The sequence below is a fragment of the Bacillus sp. SRB3LM genome (assembly GCF_015712745.1).
Taxonomy (GTDB): Bacteria; Bacillota; Bacilli; order Bacillales; family Bacillaceae_G; genus Bacillus_A; species Bacillus_A thuringiensis_K.
Genome location: NZ_VWVQ01000114.1, coordinates 110225 through 136359, shown reverse-complemented (window position 1 = coordinate 136359; position 26135 = coordinate 110225). Strand labels below are relative to the sequence as shown.

Genomic DNA, 26135 nt, shown 5'->3' with positions numbered 1-26135 from the left:
GATGGCTTTTTCTATATAATATAATCTTTCCTTAAATCTATCTTAAAAGATATAATGTCATATTTCTAATCATTGGAATTTTTGTTACAATATAAATGGATGTGTAAAACTTTGTAAAAACATTGAAATAATATGTAATATATTTTCAGAAAGTTTTATACAATTTTTATATTAAACTATTAAGTCATAAAAGGGAGAGAGACTATGTTACCAAATACGGTTCGTACTCCAAACAAGAAGAAGAAATGGATTATTATTGGGGTTATTGCACTAATTGTTATTGTAGCGGCAATTAATATTTTTGTTATGCAAGGTAAGAAGAAGGGTGCATCAACAAATGCTGATGCTGTAAGTTTTGAGAAAGTGACAGAGCGTAAGCTGAATAATACGAAGTTAATTTCTGGTCAGGTGAAGCCTGGTAATATTGAAAGCTTCTATGCAGATCCGACCAAAGGGAAAGTGAAAGATATTGAGGTAAAAGAAGGGCAAGAGGTAGAAAAAGGTACAAAATTATTCTCTTATGACAATGAAGAGATTAATCTTCAAATGAAGCAAGCTGAGCTTGATCAGAAGATGGCGGATATGCGTTATGATCAAGGGAAAAAGAAGATTGATTCATTGAAGAAAGAAATTAAGAAGGCGAAAGATAGCGGAGCTGGGAAAGAAGTAACGGATCCGATGGACGAGCAAGTAAACGAGTTAGAGATAGCTCAAAAGACAACTGATCTTGAGAAAGAAAAAGGGAAGTTGCAGAAAGAAGAGTTAAGTAAGAAGCAGAAAGAACTTACGATTTATAGTAATTTTGCTGGTGTTGTTCAAAAGTTAGATAAAGATGCGGCACAAAGTTCACCTCAAGCGTTAGGTGGTCAAGGAAAAGCGTTTTTACAAGTAGCTTCTAAAGATCCATTCCAAGTTCAAGGTACGTTAACTGAGCTTCAAAAGTCACAAATTCAAAAGGATCAAACATTCACTGTAACTGCAAAAGCAAATAATAAGAAGAAGTGGACAGGTAAGATTACAGAGGTAAGTGAGTTCCCAACAAGTGCAGAGATGGCGCAAGCTGGCGGCATGGGTGAAGCAACTCAAAATATGTCCCAATATACATATAAAGCTAGCCTTGATAGTCAAGATGGTTTATCTCCAGGTTACCACGTTTCTCTGCAAGTAAACTTAGAGAATAAGACGATGATTGCTGTTCCAAGTAAAAGCATTGTAGAAAAAGGCGATGATGCATTTGTTTATGTTGAGGAAAAAGGAAAGCTTCGTAAACAAAATGTGAAAAAAGGTTCTACTGATGGAGACTGGACAGAGGTTGTAGAAGGCGTAACAGTGGGGCAAAAGGTGGTTAAAAATCCTTCCGACGATGTGTATGACGGAATGGAAGTGAAAGAGAAATGATTACGTTAAATAATATTGCTAAAACGTATTATCAAGGAAAATTGGCGGTGCCGATTTTGCATGGTATTAGTTTAACAATTCAGAGCGGTGAGTTCGTTTCGATTATGGGACCGTCTGGTTCTGGTAAGTCGACGCTTATGAATATTATCGGTTGTTTAGATCGTCCAACAGAAGGTGAATATATGCTGAATGACGTGAATATCTTAACAGCAGACGAGTCAAAGCTTGCTTTAATTCGTAATGAATACATTGGCTTTGTATTCCAGCATTTTAATTTACTACCTCGTCTTTCAGCAGTGGAAAATGTTGAGCTTCCGCTCGTATATGGTGGCGTGAAGAAAGCAGAGCGTCGCAAGCGTGCTTTGGAGGCGCTAGGTAAAGTTGGATTGGCAGATCGCGTGCATCATTTACCAAATGAGTTATCAGGTGGACAGAAGCAGCGTGTAGCGATTGCAAGAGCGATTGCAAATAATCCAACGTTCATTATGGCCGATGAACCGACTGGTGCACTTGATACGAAGTCTGGTGAACAAGTTATGGATATTTTCACGAAGCTTAATGCAGAAGGCACGACGATTGTTATGGTTACGCATGAAGAGGAAGTAGCAGCGTATTCTTCCCGCCGCATTGTACTGCGGGACGGGAAAGTTACAGAAGATAGAAGGTGTGCGGTATGAGTTTACTAGATAGTATAAAAATTGCCCTCTCTTCTATTTTAGCTCATAAATTGCGTTCAGCTCTTACGATGCTCGGTATTATTATCGGGGTAGGTTCAATTATTACTGTCGTTGCGATTGGGCAAGGCGGGGAAGCTGCATTGAAATCGCAGTTCGTTGGGGCAGGTAATCAAACGGTTCCGATTCATTATAGTGCAGATATAAACGATCCTTTCGGTATGGGAATGGTAGAAGCACCGAAGATAACTGAAGAAGACATTTTTGAAATTAAAAAAATTCCAGAAATTTCACATGTGGTAACAACAAATTCCAGCATGGAACCACTTGATATTGAAGATAAAAAAGAAATGGTGAGTATTACTGGATTAGATAGCGAGTATTTTGCAGTAAATAAAGTAAAGTTGTTAAAGGGACGTTCTTTACAAGAATCAGATGTGGATCAAGGTAATAACGTTGTTATGATTAGTAAACAAATGGAAGAAAAGGTGTTTAAGGATGCCAATCCAGTCGGTAAAATTATTGAAATGAAAGGTCAACCGATGCAAATTATTGGTGTTTACAAATCAGATAATGAGTTTATGGGAATGGGACCATCAGAAGCACTAGTTCCAATTTCATTATGGCCGACATTGTATGGGAAAGATGAAATTCAAAATATTTCTGTTCAAGCAAAAAATGTAGATAATCTAGAAAAAGCAGGTAAAAAAGCTGCAGATGTTTTAAATAGTCGTAAACCGACTGATGCAACTGGTAAATATGAAGTTATGAATTTAAAAGAAATTCAAGAAGGTATTTCGAAAATGACCGGTATTATGACAATGATCATCGGTGGTATCGCTGGTATTTCATTAGTCGTTGGTGGAATTGGTGTTATGAACATCATGCTTGTATCTGTAACGGAGCGTACACGTGAAATTGGTGTACGTAAAGCACTTGGAGCAACACGTAGTAAAATTTTATTACAGTTTTTAATTGAAGCCGTTATGTTAACACTTCTAGGTGGTTTAATCGGAATTGGTCTTGGGTATGGCGGAGCATATATCGTTTCTACATTCGCAAAATGGCCACCACTCGTTTCATGGGAAGTTGTCGTTGGAGGCGTACTGTTCTCAATGACACTCGGTATTATTTTTGGATTAATTCCAGCAAACAAAGCTGCGAAATTAGATCCAATTGAAGCATTGCGTTATGAGTAATTAATAGTGTAGTAGAACTACACATTACCGTTCTAGTGGGCGGTTCGTAGCCTCTATATGAGGAAGTGAACCGCCCGTTAGAACGGGTTATATAAATAGAAGGAGGCGTTATAATGGAAGCAAATATTAATACGCAAGATGTAGGTGCGAAGAAGCCATCATTATTAGGAATGATTACTTCTCCAGGTGAGCAGTTTGAGAGAATGAAGACGAAAAGTCCGGTTTGGGGGGCATTTTTCCTTTTCATTATATTAACAGCTGTAATTGCAGGGATTAGCATGTATCAAGTAATGAATCATCCTGATGTAATGAGTGAGGTACCTGATGCCGAAGCGGCTAAAGTTGTTGGTTACTTCGGAATAGGAGCAGGTATTGTTGGTGGACTATTTGGTACTGCGATTTGGTTCTTCATTGCGGCAGCTATTTATAAAGTGATTATGATGTTTATGAGTAATGATACTTCATACATGAAATTATTATCTATTTATGTCTACACATATACGATTTCAATTTTAGGTGCAATTGTGAACTTTATTATTAGAATGATTCTTGGTGGAGATATTGAAACTTCTTATACAAGTTTAGCAACTTTATTTGAGCCAGGTACAGTTGCTCATGGTGCTGCTTCATCATTCGAAGTTTTCAATATTTGGGCATTAGTTGTAATGGGATTAGGATTACATATTACGGCTGGACTAAGTAAAAAACAAGCAACGATTTTAATTGTTATTTTCTTTATTCTTTCAGTTGGATTTACTAGTTTAAGTGGTCTAGCTCCAAAATTTGGTGCATAATTTATTCTTTTAGAAAAAGGTGACTCTTCAAAGGAGTCACCTTCTTTATTTTTACCCTTACTTCAAATACCACCAACAAAATTTCAAATACTACATAGTGTAATTTCAAATTCCGTCGGTAGTATTTGAAATTACTCACAGTGAAAGCTTTTCTTTATTTTTATATTGTGAAGGTACCGCGGAATACTAGAAAGGTATACCTTTTAGAAACGGGTACTGTGTGAAGCCAGCGACTTTTAAAGAGGCAGTTGTTTTGTATGAAGGGATGATTGTAAATCAAATAAAGAAATTAGGTATTCGTAAAGATTATGAAGAGTATTATCAATGTGGTTTAATTGGTCTTTGGCATGCGTATGAAAGATTTGATGCAAAGAAGGGATGTTTCCCTGCATATGCAGTTGTAACGGTGCGAGGTTATATATTAGAGAGATTGAAGAAAGAGTTCGCAGTGCAGGAGAGATGTGTATGTGTAGGAGAGTATGAGGATATCTTTCATTTTGAGGATGTTGAAATAAGAGTGAAGGATTTTATGAGCGTGTTAGATGAGAAGGAGAAGTATATTATTTTTGAACGCTTTTTTGTAGGGAAGACGATGGGGGAAATCGCTTTAGAGACGGAAATGACATATTATCAAGTAAGATGGATGTATCGGCAAGCAATCGAGAAAATGCGAGATAGTGTAAGAGGATAAAAATAGCAAATAGAATGGAAGGTAAGGAGATACTACCTTCCATTCTACTTGTTATTAAGGTGATGAATCTTGCATGTTCATTTGGGATAATACATATCCAGCTTTCCATAATTGCTGACTTAACTTATGGGAACTAATTTGTATCGTTACGGTAGTTCCGTTTGAAAAATGAATTTTAGCTTGTTTAGCTTTTTTGAAAAACTCTATTGTATGAACATGTTTGAAGAAAAGCCAAATACAATTTGGAGAAGCAGGAGATTCTGTTGGGAAAGCACAAATATATTCTCTATGATTGATCGGAATTGGAACGTTTTGTTTAAATTTAAATTTTGTTTTTACGGCATTACGTCTCCCTTGATAAGTAGAATGAATATTTGTTAGACAAGATTTCTGTATAAGTTGGAGAGCAGTTTGACAGGAGTAAAGATGGTTTCCGCTACTGTCGATAATTTTTGTACGGTAATAAGGGTGTTTACATGGTTCAAGCATCATTGTAGAACTAGAAATAAAAATGTTGTTTTCATTATCCATAATTCTATATCCTCCCTTATAATTTTCATTCTGAATATAATTATATATAAATTAAGTAAATTAATTGTGAATATTCTATTTCATATTGTAAATTTTGGCTATTCGTTTACAATCAATAGGTGATAGTCTTTCTAATTTGCATCGCTTGTACATATATATGAAAATAGAAAAGAGTAGGCGGTGATATAGTATGAAGAAAAAGTATATTATTATGGCTTTAGTTGTCGTTCTCCTAGTATATTTAGCAAACAGTAATCCGAGTAAGGGAGAATATACAGAATGGGCAGCGAAGCAGTTTATGAAGCGTAATGATGTGAGTAAGAAGCTAGATGAAGTTCAAAAAGAGAATGAAGAGGGTCTCCTTGGCGACTTGGCATCGGCCGGTAAAAAGTTAGCTAAAAAGTATGTTGAGCCACAAGTTGGGTTATTAATTGATCATTATACGAAGCGAAATGATTATATATTCTTCTCAACATATACGACTGAGTTTGATATAGGTGAAGAACATTATAAGTACGTATGCGTCGGTTTCTCAAAGATTTTTATTCCGATTGAAATGCCGAAGAAAAAAGACGAATCTGCAAAATGATGCAGATTCGTCTTTTTCATTTTATAGAGTAATTGGAACTTCAGATACATTTTTTTCTATAAGGCGAGCTCCCTTTTTTCTTGTATTTTCATCAATGGATGAAAATACAGATGAGGCAAGGATTGTATCCATTACTTGATTTACGACTTGTGCATCAATTGGTGTGATGGGCGTATCGATAGAAAAAACGACTGTTTTTCCATCTTCTTTCGCGAAAATCAACTCTAGTACTTGCATGTGTTATTCCCTCCTTTGTATTTATCCCGCTATTTACGGGATTCGGGTCTGCCGGTTAAATTGCGGGCTAATAATCAATGGGGATGAATAAAATCCCCATTGATCTGAGTTTTACTTTATAGTTTAGAAAGATCTGATGTGCTTACAAGTTGTACAGCGTGAAGTGGTGATGCTTGTAAGGAAGCTAGAGCATGAGCTACGTTGTGTACTTGATCTAAGCTCGCATTTGTTTTAACACGTTTAAATTGTTTGCTCTTGAAAACTGTTTTGCCGTTCTTATCTAATCCGTTGTTTAATACTAGACGTAAAGTTAAATCCATTACGATTGTTTCAATTGCCATGTGTATCACCTCCTTTCACTTTATAAATAGGGCGTGAATGTCATGTTTTGGCGTGAAATTTTTTCTTTTTTTTGGTACCCTTAAAAGATTAAGAGAGGAGAATTCTGGATAATGAATCGTAAATGGTTATTTTGGATTCCTGTATTACTATGGATGGGGCTGATTTTCTATTCTTCGGCACAACCATATAAAAAGCAGGATATGCGTTCAGATATTGAACAATATGTAAATGTTGAATTTGTGAAAGAGCATTTTTCATGGGTATCTATCGATTATGGTGGAGGAACCCCGGTTAGTATTGCGAATAAAGGTGTAGGCGGATTTATTGAGTTTTTCCTTCGTAAAGGTGCTCATTTTATGGTGTTCTTTATGCTAGGTTCATTGATTTATTACGCTTTTCATCGATCAGGTTATTCGAGGAAAAGATGTTTTATATATGCCCTTCTTTTCGTTGCGGGTTATGCAACATTTGATGAAATTCACCAATGGTATACGGGAGACCGTACACCAATGTGGCAAGATTCATTGCTTGATACGTGCGGCGGGTTAACGGGGATTATAATAAGTAATTGGTTTTGGAATAGAAAAAAGCGCTAATCTCATTTCGAGATTAGCGCTTTTTTTGCGGGTAGTAAAACTCTACGTAATTAGCCTAATTAAAGTTTCACTTTATACACCAAGTAATTCTTTTAGTTCGTCTGTTGATAGTTCAGTCATCCAACTATCGCTTGTGATGACTGCATTGTTTAGAGATTGTTTTCTTTCTAGCATTTCATCAATTTTTTCTTCTAATGTTCCTGTTGTAATAAGTTTGTGAACATGAACAAATCGTTTTTGACCAATACGATATGCGCGGTCTGTTGCTTGATTTTCCACAGCTGGGTTCCACCAACGATCGTAGTGAATGACATGGTTGGCAGCGGTTAAGTTTAATCCTGTTCCGCCAGCTTTTAAGGATAAGATGAAAATGTCATACGTTCCGTTTTGGAACTCCTCAATCATCTTGTCGCGATCTTTTTTCGGTACACTACCGTTTAAGAAGAGAACACGCTGGCCGAATTTTTCTTCTAGCACACGTTTTAGCATGTTTCCCATGCCGATGTACTGAGTGAAGATGAGGCAACTTTCATTTTGATCTTTTATATTTTCGATGAGCTCCATTAACGTTTTTGTTTTCATAGAGCGTTCAACGACATTTTGTGGTTCTTCTTCTTTTAAATAAAGAGCAGGATGATTACAAATTTGTTTTAGCTTGTTCAACATAAGTAATATAAAGCCGCGTCTTTCAATTCCGCTTAATCCTTCTACATTTTGCAGTGTATCTTGAACAAGTTGTTCATATAAGGAAGCTTGTTCACCAGTAAGAGGACAGTAAGCTTTTTGTTCTTGTTTATCTGGTAAATTTAATGCGACTGTTTGATCTTTCTTTGTTCGGCGCAGTAAAAATGGTGAGATAAACCGTTGAACTTGCTGGATTTTTCCTTCATCACGATCTTTTTCAATCGGTGTGACGAAGCGGCGTTGGAATTGTCCTAAGCTTCCGAGATATCCATGATTAATAAAGTCGAAAATGGACCAAAGTTCAGCGAGGCGATTTTCCATTGGTGTACCAGTTAAAGCGATTTTGTGATTTGCCTGCAAGTTTCGTACTGCTTTCGACTGTTTCGTATGTGGGTTCTTAATATTTTGTGCTTCATCCAAAATAACAGCATCCCAGCATAATGAAGTCAGTTCTTCCTCATCGAGTTGAGCCAATGCATAAGATGTTAATACAACATCTGCTGATTGAAGGAAATCTTCAAATGAATTGCCCTTATCTCTATTACTTCCGTAATGTAATTGGACACGTAAATTTGGTGCGAAACGCTCAAATTCCTTTTGCCAATTTCCAAGAACAGATGTCGGCGCTACGATTAATGCAGGGCCTGTTTTGAGATTGTTTTCTTTTATATATAGTAAGTAAGAGATTGTTTGAATACTTTTCCCGAGTCCCATATCGTCAGCTAGCAATGCTCCAAATCCAAGCTTTCGTAAATATAATAACCATTCAATACCGTGTTGTTGATACGGACGAAGTGTTGCGTTTAGTGAAGTAGGGACATCTACCTTTGGAATATCTCCAATATGAAGCAACTTTTGGAATAATTCCTCGTAATATCCATCTAGTTCGATTTCAATATCAGTAAACGGACTATCATCTTCTACAATTTCTGTTTCAGCCGTATTTGATAAATGTTGCTGCAGGACATCTTTCATCTCTAGTCCGTACTTATCGGCACGGTTCATGAGTTTCCTTACTTCTTCGATAAAGGCTGGATCTAGTCGCATCCATTGACCGTTTATATTAAATAGACGTTTGTTTTGTTCAACGAGCTCGAAAAATTCGCTTTCTGATAAATCAATGCCGTTCGTCGAAATGCGCCAGTCAAAATTAACGAGCGTATTCATACCGAAGAACGATTGTGTTTGTGCTGTATTTTGCTTCAACTGGACACGTAATTTCGGTTTTGTTGCTTTTAAATTTTGCCACCATGATGGTAGTAAAATTGTAATGCCGGCTGCAAGTAATTCGTTGCTTGCATCTGTTAAGAAGTTCCAAGCTTCTGTTTCAAAGAGCTCATTTCGGAATGTATCTCCTTCTTTTAACCACGGTATGAGCTTACTAAAACCTTCTTGTGTTTCTGTAATCCGTTCTTCGTAATCGTGCCATCTTTTCGGTAAGGAATCGATGTTTTCATATACATATATGCGATGAGCCCCGCGCTTTGGTGTCACAATTGTTTCAAGCTTCCACATTTCAAATTCTTCTTGTGGTTCTTGTAGTCTTAGTCCGATTGTAAACGGAAGATCATCTTCAATATAACCAATTTTTCGAAGCCAATCTTCTTCATGTAGTGCTGTTTCCAATTGTCTTTTCGTAAAGTCGTAATGTTCATATAGCCTTTTAGCATCTTCCCAGCCGTCATTTGAGCGATTATCTTGTAATATGCTTTCATTAACTGCTGCTGAGAAAAGAGATGCTAATGTGTCATCTTCAATTGGTGTATTTTGAACTTTCCAAGATGGCTGTTTAGGCCAATGATTCATATCTGGTACGAAGCTACCACTTGTAAAGGCGTTCCATAATTCATTTGCATCTTTTGTAAGTGCTGTAATAGGTCCGTTTATGTGCATATGTGCAAATGAATTCATTGGTTTGTTTGCAATGTATTCAAAGGCTTGTGCATTTGTTAGTAGCACACCTTGTTTTCCTTCGAAGGTTGCTTCTTTTAGAGAAGTACCGTAGAAAGAAGTGGAGTGCCATGTGAATGCATTTCGTTTCCAACTTGTTACGGATAATGGAGTACCGCTGTCATCTTCTCCCCAAAGGAACCAACCTTGACTAACATGCTGGAGCCTAATTGTTACTTCAGTTTGATTGATCATCGATTAATTTTCCTTTCCGTAATTCCTCTTGTAGTGCACGCAGACGTGAATGGAGATTGGCGATGTGAATAATGAAAGCATCCCATTCATCGGTACGTTTTAATCGTTTATACAATGTACGTAATTTCTTTAAGTAACGAACTGCGCGTTTATATGATTTACGATTTCGTTCTTCAATCGCCTCTACAGCAGCAAGATGATAAAGAGGAAGTGCCACTTCTGGCGCTTCTTTTTCAATATCTTTCAGTGGCTCTTTCAACAGCTCAATTGCTTCAAATCCATATAGGAGATGAAGCTCTGCCCATGTACGATACTGTTTTTTCGCGAGTACGTACTGTTCATAGTTTGTGAAACTATACGGTAATAGTTCTTGTAAGATCATTTCGAAACCAGCTTGTTCATTTGTATGTGTTGCATATGTTTCATACATGATTACAAATAGCCGAACGACATCTTTTATGAAAATCGTATTTTCGTGATCTTGGATCGTTTTCTTTACTTGTTTATACGTAAAGGAAAGCCAGTTTTTTGCACGATCCCAATGCATGGCACTTAATAGTTCTTCTAACCAATAGAAGTATAGACTCACAACAGAAGCAGGCTGTTTTTTTAGTAAGTCCATCGCTAGTAGATCTTCGTCATTTAAAAAGAGAAGATGAGAAGACGCTAACGCTTTGGATAGTGGATTGATTTTCGTATCGATTCGTTTTTCTTCTTCTTGTATTTTCTCTTTATTGTTTAAAAGTTCACTCCATATGTGGCGATAAATGAAAAATCGTTCTTGCGTATAAGCGTCGGTAGAGAAGAATACTTCATGAACAAGACGAGCTGTTTCTTGCAAAATTATTTCAGACTCTGAAGGAATCGCTTCTGATTGTAAGTCCCGAACGATGGATTCCACTTTGTCTACAAATAGGCGAATGACATTAACAGGTTGGTGATAAGAATACGTTTTGTTAGCTTCGAATGCCTGAATTTCTTCTAATAATTTTTGAAAGCAGTACAGTGCTGCGTGTAACCTGAATAATTCATGTATGGCGATGACGCGCGGAGCTTTCCGCTCAAGTTTCGTATAGAAATCTGTAAAGATACTCATAAGAAAATACATTTGTTTATAAGTAAGGCGAGCTTGTTCTTTTTTAAATGATTCATATTCTTTTTCAAAATAAGATTCCCAACTTTTATAATCCGTTTCTTCAAAAGCTGATGATTGCAATACTTGTCTTGCAGTTCGAATAGGAGGAAGGGAAGGTTTCGTATTATTTTTAAATAAAGTTAATACATCTCCTACTTGCCCGAAACTAGACGCTGCAGATAGTAATACAGCGAGCATATGCTCACATTGTGTTGGTGCGAAGCAATCACAATAACTTTCAGCGACGTTACGAATCGGAATATGAACGCTATATACGTTGCCTTCCGCATCTACAGTTCCTGATAGTGTATAACCATCAAAGTCAACGTTATAGACAACACCACTACGATATAGGTGCCGAGCTGTAGCGACATGTTCCTGATCAGCTGTTTGCTGTGGATCTAGTCCTTGAACGAACTCATTCGCAATCATCATAATTTCATCTTTCGTAATTGAGTGTTGCAGCATAATATTCCTCCGTACACATATTTCTTTCCTTTACCATTATAAACAAAAAATGCTCAAAACAGAAAAAATGAAATTTGGATTACATAACTTGAAAATCATGGTAATATATAAAATGTTAATTTCGTATATTAATATATACGTATAGGAGGAGAAATAATTTGTCAGATTTACAGACGAAGTTAGGTAGTGGAATGAATAAGTTACAAGAAGGAATAGAACAAGGGAAAATGAAGTTGCAAGTTGCACAAGAAATTGCTCAATTGAAAAAGGGAATGCAAGTGCAAATTCAGAAAAAAGCAGAGGTTCTATTAGAGGTTGGACAGCAAGTGTATGTTCAATTAAGAGGAAGTGGAGTAAATGAAGCGAGCTTAAAAGAAATGATTGCTCCAGTTCAAGAATTTGATGTAGCTATTTATCAAGCAAGAAAGCGCATTGTTGAATTGCAAAAACAACAAGGTGAAAAAGCTACATGTGAATGTGGTGGACCTTTATCAATAAATGATAAGTTTTGTGGTTCATGTGGAAAGCCTAATCCGATGTTAGCAGTAGAAAATGAAGGTGAAACGGTAAATTGTATTTCATGTAATGAGCATATCGATAAAAAATCTACTTACTGTCCAGTTTGTGGAATTAAGCAAAGTGGGGAGTGAATTAAATGTATTGTCGCACATGTGGAAAACAACATGGTGAAGAAGTAAATTATTGCCCAAATGAAGGTAGTATGGAGATTGCAGGAGCTATAGATGCAGTAACATTAGAAAAAGATACTGCAAAATACTGCAAAGGTTGTGGCAGTGAAAATGCCCAAAAAAATTTATATTGTAAAAAGTGTGGGTATTCTTTATCTGTTGTGAAGAAAAAAGAACAATCTGTAAAATTGCCTACAATGGATGGTGCTCCTAAAGTTGAATTTAAAGCAGATAAAGCCGTTTTACAAAAAGGTTTGATTGGTGGGGCTGTTGCAAGTATTCTCATGTTAATTGCTGGTTGGATTGGTAGTTTATTATTTGCCTCTATGTTAAGTGAGATGTTTAGCAAATTTGCGAAAGAATTAGAAATGTTGCCAAGTTTTTATTCGAGTGCAACTTCTACGATGTTAAGTTATCATTTACTTGGTTTTACAGCTAACGATGATAGTGGATTGATATTTTCTTTATCTTGGCATACTCCATTTACATTATTATTAATCATTCCATTTATTATTTTTGCTGGTACAGGAATTTGGTTAGGGAAACAGCATGTTGCGAAAACGATTAAAGATCAAATCTTTATGGCAGCAACAGTTGGTATTATTTATGGAGTCTTTTTATTCATTATAAGTTTTATAGCATCACAATCTTTTGCAATTCCATTCTCAGAAGCAGGTAAGATTACGGTTGGCTATTCAGCGATTAAGAGTTTATTGAGTGGTTTTGTATGTGGGACATTATTTACCTTATTAGGATTTATTGCTCATACAAGCAAAAACAATATGGCAGCAGCATTTCAAGAGTTAATGCCATATGGAGCGTCTGTTTATTACGGTGTTTCAGCTATGATAAAAGGACTTTTAGTAACAGCAGTAGCGGTTTGTATTATGGCGTTAGTAAGTAAGGAAGATGGTATTGAACCATTAAAAGAAATAACAACTTTAAAATCTGAAAGTACATTATTAGCATTAGAGTTAACACCTCAATTATGGAGTATGGCTCATTTTGCGCCGTTAGAAGTATCAAGTCCAGCACTTAGTAAGGAATTTACTAGAATTGGTAAGAAATCAAATACATATGAGAGCACACTATCGTTTTCATTTATATCAGGCGTCTCTGTAAATGGCGTAGAGCTTAGAGAGATATTGATTTCAAAAGGAGCAAATGAGGAAAGCCTTGCAGAATTTGATAAAGTGAATAACGTATTCCATTACGGTTTATTACTGCTTATTATTCCGTTGTTCTTTATGTTTAGAGCGGGAAGAAAGTTAGCTAAATTACCGACTGCCAATATATATATTACATTAGCGGTATGCAGTGGTTCTTACACAATTATGATGATTGTAATGAATATGATTTCTAAGTTCCAAATTAATGTTTCAGGAACTGTAACAAGTTTATTTGGAACCAGTGGAACAGTACTATCTATGCAAAATTCATTTATATATTTAACTTTGTTTAGTCTTATTGTGACATATGTAGCGGCATTTGCTGGAATGAAATTAGCTAAAAAATAGGAGGAGAGCACGTTGAAGTTTTGTGGAACATGTAAAAAGAATGTTGCAGACCATTTGAACTTTTGTCCTGAGTGTGGGAGTAAAGTAGAAGTAATCGTTGATAACACTGCTGCTTCATATACAGAATTACAAAGCGAGACAAAACCAGTGAAAAGTAAGAAAAATTTATTTTTAATCATTGGTTTTGCCATTATTGCTGCATTATTATTTGGGGCATATAAATTTGGAGCATATAAGTTTTCAAAAGAAAAGCAAGTAAATGTAATGATTGAAGCATTCCAAAAGAAAGATATTAATGCAATTGATGAGTTTGTAAAAGCGAATGATTCAAGCTTAAAGATTAAGACAGAGGATATTAAAGCGTACATGCGTTATTTAAAAGAGAATCCTTCTTACAACAAACAATTACTTTCTTATTTACAGAAAGAGACAGTAGATCAAAAGTTAACAAAAGATAAACCTTCATTTAAGGACGGGGAAATAGTAGAAGAGGGAAAAGAGTGGTTCTTATATCCAAAGTATAAGTTCAGCATGAAATCTTATTATATGAGCGTTAGTACAACTGCAAAAAACGCAGAAATATATGTGAATGACAAAAAAGAAACAGAGCTTTCTAGTGATAAAACTTCGAAAGAGTTGGGGCCATACTTCCCAGGTACATATGTTGTAAAGGCAACGGCGAAGACAGAACTTACTGAATTAGAAACAGAGAAAGAAGTAGATTTAGCGGATGAACAGAGCGAGAAGGTGAAAGTGGATTTATCGCTTGAAGGCAAGCATGTAAGTATTTCTTCTGATGAAAGTGATGCAACTGTATTTGTGAATGGGAAAAAACGTGGAAAATTAAATTATGGAAGTTATAAGCTTGGCCCTGTATCCACAGATGAAACAGTAGAAGTACATTTAGAGAAAACTACTGATTTTGGTGTGATGAAATCTGAAAGTGTTAAAATTGGAGACCAAAGCACGTATTACTTAAAATTCCCGAAAGAAACATCAAGTTCAACAGTGGGCGAATTTGTAAGAAATCATATTTATGATAACGTACGTGCAATTTCATTAAATGATTTTAGTTTAATTGAAAATAATTATGATAAGAGCGGGAAATCGTATAAGGAAGACCGTGATTATATACAGTATTTACACAAAAAAGGAATTACAGAAGACTTATTAACGATGGAAGTTCGTAATGTAGAGCGTCAAAGTGCTACGAAATATAAAGTAACGACATATGAAGAGTATCATATTCGTTACGGTGATGGATCTGTGAAGTTCAAAAGTTTTAATAACGAACATATTGTAACTGTGAATGGAAATGGAAAGATGTTGTATCATTCTCTTGGTGCAAATAATACGTTGAAATCAGAAGATGTATCTGGTCCAACTCGTTAATATGAGAGAGGCTGTTCAATATTGAACAGCCTCTTTATTTTGTAGCTAAATCAATATTTCGTGCCAAACCGTTGATATATCGTAAGTTATGATAGATATAATTGAAAAATCGTTGATATCTTTTTTTACAATTATGAGTGCGTTTCCTTTAATATCGCTTGTACATACGGATCATGTAATATTTGCTCTATAATTGGTAACATGTTTTGTTCAAATGGAATGTCGATAGGAAATGGCTTTTGTGAGCCAGGTTTGATTCCATATCGGACAAATTTGTGATGTGTATTTTCTTCAGACTTGAGCATAATTAATTTATACCGATTGTCATCACCAGCGAGTGAAAAGTCAATGGAAGTAGCGTCGTATGCTACTTCATCTTTATATATATACGGTTTTGGTGTACCGATCCAGTCTACTTTTGCTTCTACATTCATGGATATAACCTCCTTATATGTATTATAAAAAAATAAAAGCCAGCTCTCAACAAGGAGAACTGGCTTCAGCAGTCATTGGTTATTTTAAAATTTTCACTTTAACAGTTTTGCGTCCCCATTTTTGAGCAGCACTATCTGATCCAAGCAGGATGTCGATACGGTTACCTTTAATTGCACCACCAGTATCTCCAGCGATAGCTTCTCCGTAACCTTCTACCCATACTTTAGATCCTAATGGGATTACTTTCGGGTCAACAGCGATCATTTTCATGTTTGGATTCGCAGTTAAATCATGACCCATTGCAGTTAATACACGGCCGCCATATGTGCCACCGTTTTCGCTCGGGTGAGCTGTATATGCTGTAGCTACCACAGTTAACTCACGACCACCAGATGGTGTGCTAGTTTCAGCAGCTTTCACAGCAGGCTTAGCAGCTGGTTTTGCTTGTGCTGCAGGTGTTTGAGCCTTAGCTGGTGCTTCAGCTTTAGCAGGGGCAGTTGTTTCTTGTTTCTCAATCACAGGTGCTGTACCTGTTAAGAAAGGAACATGAACATAAGCTGTTTTCCCGTTATATTCAAATTGTAACCACTCATTTTGTACTTGGTTCGTTGTTTCGATTACATCGTCTTTCTTCAACTTTCCAAGAATTTCTGAGTTTGTGTTCGCTTCAGCACGTACGTTTAATACGTTAGCTGTTACGTAGTAGATGCTTTTTGTGAACTCTGCACTTACGAATGCGTCTTTACCGTCTAAAGTAACTTTTGACCATCCGTTTTCTGTATTTTGAACATCTATTTTATTACCGTTTAGTAATTTACCGACAACTTTTGATTCCGTAGTAGGGTTTTCGCGTACGTTTAGTACGTCTGTTGTTACAACAGTTTCTGCATTAGCAGATGATGTGAAAATCCCAAGACCAAAAACTGCTGCTGTTGCTATACCAATTAATTTTTTCATGATAGCCTCCATTGCGTTTGTTTTCGTGTCCTCATTATAGCAACAGATTTTTTCGGATTTGGGGAAAACACACAATTACAAACCATTCGTAATCAGTCGTTAATATCCTGTAATATAACAAAAAATATAGGAAAGCGTTTTTCATTCTATATGACTCATAGGTTTCTAGTTATATTCGAAATATTTAATACAACATGTTTTTTTCGACGTAAATAAAAATATTACAAGGGTGTTACATGATGTTTACTAAACGATTACATTCCTTGAGTATTTTACCGTTTTATGGGTAATATAGTTATATAAACATAAACATTTTGTTTGTGAAGCTAGAAACACGTGCTATATACTAGCAAAAAAACCGCATAATTGTTACAAAACGAAAGGGTTGCAAGGAAGAACTTTGCCCTTTTTTACATATGTAACACATCCTTTTTTAGGAAAATACATTCCTATCCGCGTTTTTCTCACACAATTTGACAGTAGTATTTCTAACTTGTAGCTCTTGCAGAGTGAAAAGGTTATACGAAAGGTAAGGCTGTCCATAAGAATTCGAATTGGTGAAGGTGAAAGTAAGAAAATCACCGCAAAATTATAGTTTTCTATCCGATTTTACATATCGGAATTTATGTTATTTACAAAAACGAAACCTACGAAGGGGGATTTGATGAGGAAACTGACAAAAACATTCATCGTTTCATTAACATTATGTATTGCATTTACAATTTGGGGGATTATTCCCGAATCTATTATTGGAAAAGGTAGCTTAGGAAATGTAACAACCGCAATTCAAACTGCATTAGTTAGTAAGTTCGGGTGGTTTTATATTATTTCCGTTTCTATTATTTTAGGTGTGTCTATCTTTTTAATTGTTTCGAAATACGGTTCTATTCGTTTAGGTAAAGATGATGACGAACCTGATTATAGTTATATGACATGGTTTGCTATGTTATTTAGTGCTGGTATGGGTATCGGCTTAGTCTTCTGGGGCGTTGCCGAACCATTAAATCATTTATACGCACCTCCGTTTGGAGAAGGTGCAACTGAGGAAAGTGCGCGCCTTGCACTGCGTTTTTCATTTTTCCATTGGGGATTACATCCTTGGGGACTATATGCGTTTGTAGCGTTATGTATTGCTTACTTTACCTTTAGAAAAGGAAAAGCAAGTACGATTAGTGCGACAGTAGGTCCGTTATTTAAGGGCGGGGAACACGGGCGTATTGCTCATTCATTTGATGTGTTAGCTGTTTTCGCAACTGTGTTTGGTGTTGCAACGTCATTAGGTCTCGGGGCGAAACAAATTGCAGGTGGTGTTAGTTATTTAACATCTATCCCGAACTCATTAACGACTCAGTTAGTTATTATTGCAATCGTAACAGTATTATTTATGTTATCTGCGCAAACAGGTCTTGATAAAGGAATTAAATATTTAAGTAATACGAACATTATTTTTGCGTTTGCACTTATGATTATTGTATTATTTGCGGGTCCAACAAACTTTATTATGAATTACTTCACTTCAACAATCGGTTCTTACATTCAAGAATTGCCAAGCATGAGCTTCCGTTTAAGTCCATTAGACGAAGGTGGAAACCAATGGATTCAATCGTGGACAATTTTCTATTGGGCATGGTGGATTGCATGGTCACCGTTCGTAGGTACGTTTATTGCTCGTGTTTCACGAGGACGTACCATTCGTGAGTTTGTAATCGGTGTGTTACTCGTACCGACAATAATTGGTGCCCTTTGGTTCTCTGTTTTCGGCGGAACAGGTATTCATATGGAGCTGTTTGGTGATGCACATATCTTTGAAAAAATTAAAGAGATGGGAACAGAAGTAGGATTGTTTGCTATGTTTGATCAGATGGGAAGCTTTGGATCAGCTTTATCTGTTCTAGCGATTCTTCTTATTTCTACATTCTTTATTACATCTGCAGATTCTGCGACATTCGTTTTAGGGATGTTAACGACACATGGTAGTTTAAACCCACCAAATCGCATTAAAATGATTTGGGGTATCGTTCTAGCCGCGCTAGCTTCTATCTTATTATATGTTGGTGGATTAGAAGCCTTACAAACGGCAGCTATCATTGCAGCATTCCCGTTCGTCTTTGTTATTTTCTTTATGATGGCAGCATTATTTAAAGAGTTACAAAAAGAAGGACGTAGGAAGCGTCATTAATAATAGAAGGAAAAGAGCTGATTTCATATCAGCTCTTTTTTTATACCTCTATTTGCCGAGCAGTAAGAACACCACCTCAAAATTCAGCAAAAGCAAATAAGTCGAGCTACTTGTAAAAGCCCGATTGGTGATGGCTAATTAAAGTTTCACTTTATATAGAAGGAATTTGAAATGCGGGTAGGGGAAATAAAATACTTTATCATATAAGTAGTATGCCTTTTATACGAAGGGAAATCGATTAGTTTCGACAATTTTCGATATCTTTCAAATTCTATTCATATTTTTGACAAAAAATTGTCGGAAATGTGTTGTCACGTTTATATATATGTGCTATATTATTTCCTGTAAGCGATTTCAAATAGTTTTAAAGCGCATTCAAGGGGGACATCTAGAATAATGAAACGTTACGAAAGAAAGTGGAAGCATATTTGTTTGAAACGTGTGGCACATCGTAGTGTCCAAGAAAGCACGGAACCTAAGACTGAAACGCGCAAAGAACAGCAAGAGAAGCAATTGGTTCTACAAAAATAGCAATCACTTTTTCGTATATAAATGAAGGTCGATCGTTCGTTGGGGGATGGACGTGAAATTACTTTCAGCTAAGGGGTATTGTCTGATATATAATTTATACGGCAATAAATAAGCACAGAGCATATGGCGCTCTGTGCTTATTTTTATTATTTATCTTTTTTGAATCGAACTGTTTTATCCCAGCCAATGACTTGTTTCTTGCTCTTTGCACGTAAGTATAAGATTAAGCTACGAATAAATAAGTACGTAAAGAGCTGTGCGTACGTAAAGTACATAATAACGCTAATAAAAATATTAGTCGGTGTAAAGGTTCGTTCGACACTCTGGGCACTAAATAATTGAGAAACATATGTAATATATGCGACATACCACATAAATAGTAGCGGAATGCTATATTGAATTTGGAATATCCCGAGTAGCCCAATTACAAACCAAACGTTCGAAATGATTAGGAATAGCCAAAATACAACATACACTAGAACTTGTTGTAAGGAATGAACAAGCAGCTTTCCTTTAAAGAAACTTAATGATGAGAACATTTTTTCTAAAATATATAAATTTCCCTGGAGCCAACGTGTACGTTGTTTAATAAGAATTTTTAAATGCTCTGGTTCTTGTTCCCAAGTAACTGATTCTGGGACGATTGGTAAGAGATAACCTTTTTGTGTAATTCGTAATGTTAATTCAGCATCTTCTGCAATTGCGTAAGGGTCATAGCCACCAAGCTCTTCTAGTGCGGAGCGACGAAGAAGCATGTTTGTTCCTGTCAGCGAGCCCGTTTGGAATAGTAACCAGCGTCCAGATTGCATAAGGAGCTGAAAGATTTGGAATTCTAGCGAAATCATTCGCGTTAACCAGTTTCTTTTTTCGTTTACTGTACGAACGTGTCCAACAGCTCCAACAGCATCTTCAGTTGTTTCAGCGTGTTCTACAAGCATTCGCAGTGCGTGTGGTTCAGGTTGGTTATCTGCATCGTAAACACAGAAGTACTCACCATCTGAAATACTAAGCCCATAGTTTAGTACACGTGATTTACCCTTCGGTTCACCGGGAGGAACACGAATATGACGAATATGAGCATAAGCTTTGTCGAAATCATCTCCGATTTCAGGTGTTTCATCTTGAGAGTTATCATTTAATAAATAAATAGTTAGCTTTCCTGGATATTCAATCTTTGCCATCGCCTCTAAAGTATCTTTAATAACGACGCCTTCATTATGGGCAGGTATGAAAATATCGACGCTCGGATAATGTTCTAGCGTACGATCTTTTCGTTTACTATTTCGGTGAATTAAGCCCGCGATTGTTAAGAAAGAGTAGTAAACGAGTAAGCCAGAGAATAGAAAGGCCGTAAAAATAAGTACATATTTAATTGAAAATGTGATACTAATCCAAAAAACGAGTACGCAAAACAGAAGGAATAAAAGAAGTATAACGAGAGTCATCATAACAGTGTCTGTCCTTTGTTTCCAATTTGCTCGCGTGAAATTTTTATATCTTTGATTGCTTCAGCAGCAAGCCATTGCTCCATTTTTGGTTTTAGGCGGTTCATTACAATGTCAGCACCAGCTTCATTTGTGTTTTGTAATAAAATAACTAGCGTATTATTATCATATTCAGCAGTAAGGTCAAAATCATTCCTTACCGTTTCAACTAATAAAGAAGCTACACGGTCCATAACACTTTCCTTTGTATATTTACTAAAGGAAGTGAAATCAAAGTAAACAATAATGCCTGTTTCATTACGACGATTCATTGCAGTCGTTAATAACGCTTGGCGTCTCTCGAATTCTTGTCTTGTTAGTAATTTGGATTCTCCAATATATTGTTCCAATGTTCTCACACGCTCAGTTAAAGTTTTATTTTCATGAATCACTTTTTTCAATAGGTGAGTTGTTATATATACAATGAAGAAGTTAGCTGCCATCAGGAAGTGGGTAATCATATATTGCCATTGATCTGATGTACTCCATAAGTGAAGCCATGCTTGATAGAACAAATAAAATACGGAAATAATGGTTCCTAGTATGAAGAAAACAAATGCTGTTTTGTCAGCTAAAAATAAGAATAGTACATTTACGATTACGTATATTATTGTAAAAATGAGAGCATGCTCATATTTCGTCACATATACAGTAGTAAAATAAAATACAATTTGTAAAATCCACATAGAGAGGATTTTATAGAACTTATCTTTCACAAAACTTTCCTCCTTAAAGCTATTTCATCAATAGATACTTGTAGTATGCGCAATTATTAAGAAATTGACTATGTCGTTACATTCTTTTGAAGGGCAACAACAAGTAGTATCTCTATTTTCATAAGAAAAATAAAAAGACTTAAACATTATTGTATCATAATGTACTTATATTTAGGATAAATTGATTAATAGATACATAAAAGACGCTTGGATTGCATGAAAAAAGTCTCCTCTTGTAGAAAGAGAAGACTCTATATAAGTTTATAGGAACATCATACCTGCAACTGCTGCATTTAAGAAGTTCGCTAATGTACCAGCGATAACTGCTTTAATCCCTAATTGTGCAATTTGTTTACGGCGAGTAGGAGCTAGTGTTCCTGTTACACCTAATTGAATTGCGATAGAAGAGAAGTTTGCAAATCCACAGATTGCGAATGTTAAAATTAGATTTGTTTTGTCAGAGAACTCTGCCATGTGTGGTCCTAAGTTTGCGTATGCAACGAATTCGTTGATTGCAAGTTTTTGACCGATAAAGCTTGCTGCTTGTATCGCTTCACCAGGAGAAACCCCGATTAAGATTGCGAATGGTGATAATAAGTAACCAAAGATTAAATCAAGGCTAAGTTTAATATCGAACAGAGAACCAACCCATCCTAATAATCCATTTAATAAAGCGATTAATGCGATGAAAGCCATTAACATTGCTGCTACGTTAATAACAAGTTGCATACCTTCAGATGCGCCGCGTGCAGCTGCATCAATAACATTTGCGTCTTCACGTTCTGTAGAAAGTTCAACGTTATTATCTACTTTTTCTGTCTCTGGCATGATTAGTTTCGCAATTAATAAGCTCGATGGAGCCGCCATAATTGCAGCTGCTAATAAGTGCTCTAACGGAATACCCATTGCTGCATAACCGACAAGAACAGATCCAGCAACAGCTGTCATACCGCTTACCATAATAGTGAAGAATTCACTATTTGTTAAGCGTGCTAAGTAAGGTTTAATTAAGATTGGAGCTTCAGTTTGTCCTAAAAATACAGTCGTTACTGAGTTTAGGCTTTCTGCTTTAGAAGTTCCAAGAAGTTTACTTAATGCACCACCAACGATGCTAACAAATTTCTGCATAATACCAAAATAATATAAGATTGCTACTAATGAACTAATAAATACGATTGGAAGTAGTGCTTGAATAAAGAATACAAATCCCCAAGGTCCCTTTGCGTTGACTAAATCCCCAGTAACGAACTTAATACCCTCGTAAGAAAAATTAATTAATCCTTGAACACCGTCAGCAGCGTGTTTTAAACCTGCTTTACCAGCGTCCCATCGTAATACGATAAATGAAAATGACATTTGTAATGCTAGCGCAATTAAAATTGTGCGCCAATTAATAGCTTTGCGGTTGGAAGATAGTAAGAAAGCAATTGCTAATACTCCAATCACGCCGCCAATTCCCCATAAAAGATTCATGCAGTGTATGCTCCTTCCTCATAGTAAAAACAGTGTATAAACCAGTTGTCTATACGTTTACGAATATAACATCTTTAGTAACTTATCATAATGGACATCGGAGGTCAAACGTCTAATGAAAAGTTTAAATAAAAAGAAAATTCTTCAAAAAAACACATATAAAATAAATAGACATGAAATAGGTTATGTTTTTTATGAAAATATATACATTATGATAACGTTATGCATTGTTTTTGCAGAATAAAGTGTATGAAATAGAAGAATGGATACATTATTTTTGTAGAGAGAAGGTAGGAGAAAGGGAGTAATATGTTGAACTCATAGCAAAAAAGCCTTCTAGTAAATTAGAAGGCTTTGAAACTATTAATTAAGGTGCTTTCGTGTATCCTAAGAAGTGGCTCTTCCAATAAGAGTTACTTAATGAAGCGATTGCAACACCTTTATCTCCAGCTTGGATAAATGATCCGCCTCCAAGGTAAATACCCATGTGTGAAGGACCAGATTTATAAGTGTTTTGGAAATAAATTAAGTCACCAGGTTGTGGACTTGAAGTTTTTGGTAGGCTACTCCAGTATCCCGCAACACTTTGACGGCTAATGTTATGACCAAATTTCTTAAATACGTGGTAGATGTAGCCACTGCAGTCTACGCCGTTAGCAGAAGTTCCGCCCCAAACGTATGGTACACCTTGCATTGATTTTGCGTATGCAAGTACGGAAGAACTGTCGCCGCTATTGTTGCCTGTATTATTATTGTTGTTATTGTTAGGCTTATTATCTACTGCGCCTCCAACTGGTGTTTTAGACAGATAACGTGTTCCGATATAACCAGTTTGACCGTTGTAGTTAATTTTGCTCCATCCAGAGTTTTCAGAGATTACTTGAACCTTCTGTCCTTGTGGAAGTGCGCCTATGATTCTATAATTTGTACCTTCGCCGCTACGTACATTTAGTGCAGAAGCATTAATGTAGTAGTCGCCAATTGCACCTTGGTTAGGTTTTTCAGGTTGTTTTGGTTGCTCAGGAGTAGTAGTGCCACCTTTAACGAATTTTACAAATTCGCTACTAACAAAGCCTGTTTTTCCTTGGTAATTCACTTTAAACCAACCGTTTTCAGATCCAACTACGTTTAATGTTGTACCGTTTAAAACGCCACCAATTACACTATGGTAAGCGGCAGGGCCTGTACGAACACGTAAAGATGTAGCGTTAACCACGTAAGAACCACCAGTTTGAATAGTTCCATTATTGTTTTGCTCTTGTTTGTTGCCTTCTGTAACGTTTTCGTTGGAACCACCTTTTGTTACATAGTCTTTGCTTACATAAGCAGTTTGTCCTGCGTAATTGATTTTGAACCAATCTTGAACTTCTCCAACAACTTGTACTACTTGTCCTTTTGTAACAGAACCTACAGTTGTGTGAGAAGTGCTAGGACCTGTACGAACGCGAAGGGAAGATACATTTACTGTATAGTTTCCGCTTGCTGGTTTTACTTCTTGGTTGTTATTATTCGTATTGTTGTTTGAAGAACCCGCATTAGAAGAAACGCCAGATACGAATTCGCCACTTACATAACCTACTTGTCCATTATGGTTAATTTTCACCCAACCATTTTCTTGTCCGATTACGTTTAATGTTTGTCCTTCATATACACGTCCAGAAACAGAACTAGATGTGTTAGGAGCTGTACGTACACGTAATACATCAGCGGTAACTTTATTGTTTCCACCTGTACTTACATTGTTGTTTGCTGCTCCACTTTTTGATACAAATTCGCCACTAACAAAGCCTGTTTGTCCATTAATGTTAATTTTGAACCAACCATTTTCTTCGCCAATCACGTTTAATGATTGACCGTTATAAACGCGTGAGATGATGTCGTGAGAAGTGCTTGATCCTGCACGAACATGTAATACGCTCGCGTTTACCTTATAAGATGAGCTGTTTGATGCAGAAGCTTGGACAGTTGTAGCAGCTTTTTGTGTATTTTGTTCAGGTGCAGCTTGAACACTATCAAGTGTAGGTGCTGCTCCTCCTGCTACAGACACTGCCGCAAGACCGGCAAGATACTTTTTCATAATTTGTCGATTCCTTTCTGTCTGTAATGTAGTGAAGAAATATTTACCAACTGTTAAAAATTCTAAAGAGCATGTCGATTACTGTCAAGACTTATATAGGAATCTGAATATGACAAAAAGATTACAAGAAAAAAATCAAGGCATAAAATTACACCTTGATTTCCATTTAAATGCATATATTGAATATGAAAGGACAGAAATTATTCGTGTTTAAGAAGAGGTCATATTGGATTGTAACAAGATTTGATTAAAAGATTTTTGCAGTTTTTTGGTGATAGGCCCAACTTGCCCATCTTGAATCGCGGTCCCATCAAGGTGGGTCATTGGTAAAATTTCAATCGTTGTGCCTGTAAAAAAGCATTCATCTGCTTGATAAACGTCACGAACGCTGAAAAGTTCTTCCTGTACAGGAATGTGAAGAGTATTAGCTAAAGAAAGGACATATTGACGAATAATGCCATTTAAAATAAGGTGATTGGCTGGATGTGTGTAAAGAGTTCCGTTTTTAATTAAAAAGAAGTTGGAATGGCTTCCTTCCGTTACAATACCATTCCTTACGAGAAGTGCCTCTTTACAACCTTTCCGTTCAGCTTTCGTAGCAGCTAGTACGTTTGGTAATAAATTTAATGATTTAATGTCACAGCGTAGCCATCGAGTATCGGGTTCTGATATAGCACGTATACCATATTCAATCCATAATGCTGGTCTTTCTTTTTTTGTAATATAGGCATAAATTGTCGGAGGGTTGTCATATGAAAATATATGTGTGCGAGCTTGTACACCACGAGATACTTGCAAATAAATTGTGCCATCTTCATGGAAATGATTTCGTTCAATTAATTTGTAAAGTAAAGTGATGAGCTCAGCTTTTGAGAAAGGGAGCGATAATTCTATTTCTTCCATGGAGCGATATAATCTCGTTATGTGCGGATCTAATAAGTGAAAGTTCCCTTTATATAGGCGAATCACCTCGTAGACACCATCTCCGAACTGCAAACCTCTCTCTTCAAGTTCTATGTACGTTTGTTGTTTTGTTGTATCAATAACTTCATCATTCCAAAGTACAAATTTTTCGTATGCCAATTTCCGTCCCATCCTTTCGTAAGTACGTAAGTAATGTGAAACTTTCATTCATGCGACATAAAAATTACTATAGTAATTTTTATGTAAGCAATTCTCTACATATGACCGTATATGTATTT

The 26135-nt window shown here is 36.2% G+C and carries 23 protein-coding genes; 11 read left to right on the top strand and 12 right to left on the bottom strand.

The genetic code is table 11. The features are described from left to right. Positions 1-204: 204 nt before the first annotated feature. The 5 genes from F3I02_RS33030 (at position 205) to F3I02_RS33010 (ending at position 4756) form a co-directional block, all read left to right on the top strand. Positions 205-1398, top strand: a complete 1194-nt coding sequence (locus tag F3I02_RS33030; protein ID WP_000937328.1) for an efflux RND transporter periplasmic adaptor subunit — start codon at positions 205-207, stop codon at positions 1396-1398. Continuing rightward, the gene (locus F3I02_RS33025; RefSeq protein ID WP_000631624.1) at positions 1395-2075 is read left to right on the top strand and encodes an ABC transporter ATP-binding protein; all 681 of its coding nucleotides are present in this window, start codon (positions 1395-1397) and stop codon (positions 2073-2075) included. Before F3I02_RS33030 ends, F3I02_RS33025 begins: the two co-directional genes overlap by 4 nt. Beyond that, positions 2072-3271, top strand: coding sequence for an ABC transporter permease (locus F3I02_RS33020; protein WP_000054349.1), 1200 nt, complete (start codon positions 2072-2074; stop codon positions 3269-3271). The genes F3I02_RS33025 and F3I02_RS33020 overlap by 4 nt, the downstream gene beginning before the upstream one ends. 113 nt (positions 3272-3384) lie before the next feature. Next, a complete protein-coding gene (yknW, locus tag F3I02_RS33015; protein ID WP_000387920.1) occupies positions 3385-4065 on the top strand; it encodes a YknW family membrane protein in 681 nt (226 codons plus the stop codon). A gap of 220 nt (positions 4066-4285) precedes the next feature. Then, positions 4286-4756 (top strand): sigma-70 family RNA polymerase sigma factor, encoded by a 471-nt coding sequence (locus tag F3I02_RS33010; protein WP_033690027.1) that lies wholly within the window; start codon positions 4286-4288, stop codon positions 4754-4756. Positions 4757-4810: 54 nt separating this feature from the next. Here F3I02_RS33010 and F3I02_RS33005 read toward each other — a convergent pair whose 3' ends face one another. Then, the gene (locus F3I02_RS33005; RefSeq protein ID WP_000368311.1) at positions 4811-5287 is read right to left on the bottom strand and encodes a competence protein ComK; all 477 of its coding nucleotides are present in this window, start codon (positions 5285-5287) and stop codon (positions 4811-4813) included. 190 nt (positions 5288-5477) lie between these two features. Between F3I02_RS33005 and F3I02_RS33000 the strand changes: the two genes are divergently transcribed. Further along, positions 5478-5876: a DUF4359 domain-containing protein gene (locus F3I02_RS33000; RefSeq protein ID WP_000731405.1), complete on the top strand. Its 399-nt coding sequence runs from the start codon at positions 5478-5480 to the stop codon at positions 5874-5876. Positions 5877-5897: 21 nt separating this feature from the next. Here F3I02_RS33000 and F3I02_RS32995 read toward each other — a convergent pair whose 3' ends face one another. Together F3I02_RS32995 and F3I02_RS32990 are read right to left on the bottom strand one after the other, a co-directional pair. Continuing rightward, complete coding sequence (locus F3I02_RS32995) at positions 5898-6113, bottom strand: DUF2922 domain-containing protein (RefSeq protein ID WP_001197590.1); 216 nt, start codon at positions 6111-6113, stop codon at positions 5898-5900. Between the two features lie 116 nt (positions 6114-6229). Next, on the bottom strand, positions 6230-6454 hold the full coding sequence (locus F3I02_RS32990) for a DUF1659 domain-containing protein (RefSeq protein ID WP_000963861.1): 225 nt from the start codon (positions 6452-6454) through the stop codon (positions 6230-6232). 111 nt (positions 6455-6565) lie between these two features. Here F3I02_RS32990 and F3I02_RS32985 point away from each other — a divergent pair, with 111 nt between their 5' ends. After that, positions 6566-7051, top strand: a complete 486-nt coding sequence (locus F3I02_RS32985) for a VanZ family protein (protein WP_001080709.1) — start codon at positions 6566-6568, stop codon at positions 7049-7051. A gap of 72 nt (positions 7052-7123) precedes the next feature. On the opposite strand, the gene F3I02_RS32980 is transcribed toward F3I02_RS32985, so the two are convergent. Together F3I02_RS32980 and F3I02_RS32975 are read right to left on the bottom strand one after the other, a co-directional pair. After that, positions 7124-9880 carry a DEAD/DEAH box helicase gene (locus tag F3I02_RS32980; RefSeq protein ID WP_196478827.1) on the bottom strand — a complete coding sequence of 919 codons (2757 nt, stop codon included), beginning with the start codon at positions 9878-9880 and terminating at the stop codon, positions 7124-7126. Continuing rightward, the gene (locus F3I02_RS32975; protein ID WP_000939138.1) at positions 9864-11483 is read right to left on the bottom strand and encodes an SWIM zinc finger family protein; all 1620 of its coding nucleotides are present in this window, start codon (positions 11481-11483) and stop codon (positions 9864-9866) included. The genes F3I02_RS32980 and F3I02_RS32975 overlap by 17 nt, the downstream gene beginning before the upstream one ends. Before the next feature lie 158 nt (positions 11484-11641). On the opposite strand from F3I02_RS32975, the gene F3I02_RS32970 reads away from it, so the two are divergent. From F3I02_RS32970 to F3I02_RS32960, 3 genes are read left to right on the top strand one after another with little or no spacing between them, the layout of a single operon-like run. After that, positions 11642-12133: a zinc ribbon domain-containing protein gene (locus F3I02_RS32970; protein ID WP_196478826.1), complete on the top strand. Its 492-nt coding sequence runs from the start codon at positions 11642-11644 to the stop codon at positions 12131-12133. 5 nt (positions 12134-12138) lie between these two features. Beyond that, entirely contained in the window at positions 12139-13689 is a 1551-nt protein-coding gene (locus F3I02_RS32965; RefSeq protein WP_000271638.1) for a zinc ribbon domain-containing protein, read from the top strand. A 12-nt stretch (positions 13690-13701) separates the two neighbouring features. Further along, complete coding sequence (locus F3I02_RS32960; protein WP_046946611.1) at positions 13702-15081, top strand: zinc ribbon domain-containing protein; 1380 nt, start codon at positions 13702-13704, stop codon at positions 15079-15081. A 131-nt stretch (positions 15082-15212) separates the two neighbouring features. On the opposite strand, the gene F3I02_RS32955 is transcribed toward F3I02_RS32960, so the two are convergent. Together F3I02_RS32955 and F3I02_RS32950 are read right to left on the bottom strand one after the other, a co-directional pair. Beyond that, positions 15213-15515, bottom strand: a complete 303-nt coding sequence (locus tag F3I02_RS32955) for a DUF3910 family protein (protein ID WP_001100117.1) — start codon at positions 15513-15515, stop codon at positions 15213-15215. A gap of 79 nt (positions 15516-15594) precedes the next feature. After that, positions 15595-16473: a cell wall-binding protein EntA gene (locus F3I02_RS32950; protein WP_000733340.1), complete on the bottom strand. Its 879-nt coding sequence runs from the start codon at positions 16471-16473 to the stop codon at positions 15595-15597. Positions 16474-17137: 664 nt separating this feature from the next. Here F3I02_RS32950 and opuD point away from each other — a divergent pair. Then, entirely contained in the window at positions 17138-18652 is a 1515-nt protein-coding gene (gene opuD, locus F3I02_RS32945) for a glycine betaine transporter OpuD (RefSeq protein ID WP_001230114.1), read from the top strand. A 677-nt stretch (positions 18653-19329) separates the two neighbouring features. Here the strand turns inward: opuD and F3I02_RS32940 are convergent. From F3I02_RS32940 to F3I02_RS32920, 5 genes are all read right to left on the bottom strand, one after another. Further along, positions 19330-20631 carry a glycosyltransferase family 2 protein gene (locus F3I02_RS32940; protein WP_000988751.1) on the bottom strand — a complete coding sequence of 434 codons (1302 nt, stop codon included), beginning with the start codon at positions 20629-20631 and terminating at the stop codon, positions 19330-19332. Continuing rightward, complete coding sequence (locus F3I02_RS32935; protein ID WP_196478825.1) at positions 20628-21383, bottom strand: dGTP triphosphohydrolase; 756 nt, start codon at positions 21381-21383, stop codon at positions 20628-20630. Before F3I02_RS32935 ends, F3I02_RS32940 begins: the two co-directional genes overlap by 4 nt. A gap of 261 nt (positions 21384-21644) precedes the next feature. Next, on the bottom strand, positions 21645-22856 hold the full coding sequence (locus F3I02_RS32930) for a NupC/NupG family nucleoside CNT transporter (RefSeq protein WP_001051029.1): 1212 nt from the start codon (positions 22854-22856) through the stop codon (positions 21645-21647). Positions 22857-23223: 367 nt separating this feature from the next. After that, positions 23224-24933 (bottom strand): C40 family peptidase, encoded by a 1710-nt coding sequence (locus tag F3I02_RS32925; protein ID WP_196478824.1) that lies wholly within the window; start codon positions 24931-24933, stop codon positions 23224-23226. Between the two features lie 210 nt (positions 24934-25143). Further along, the gene (locus F3I02_RS32920; RefSeq protein ID WP_080029564.1) at positions 25144-26028 is read right to left on the bottom strand and encodes a D-amino-acid transaminase; all 885 of its coding nucleotides are present in this window, start codon (positions 26026-26028) and stop codon (positions 25144-25146) included. Positions 26029-26135 lie beyond the last annotated feature (107 nt).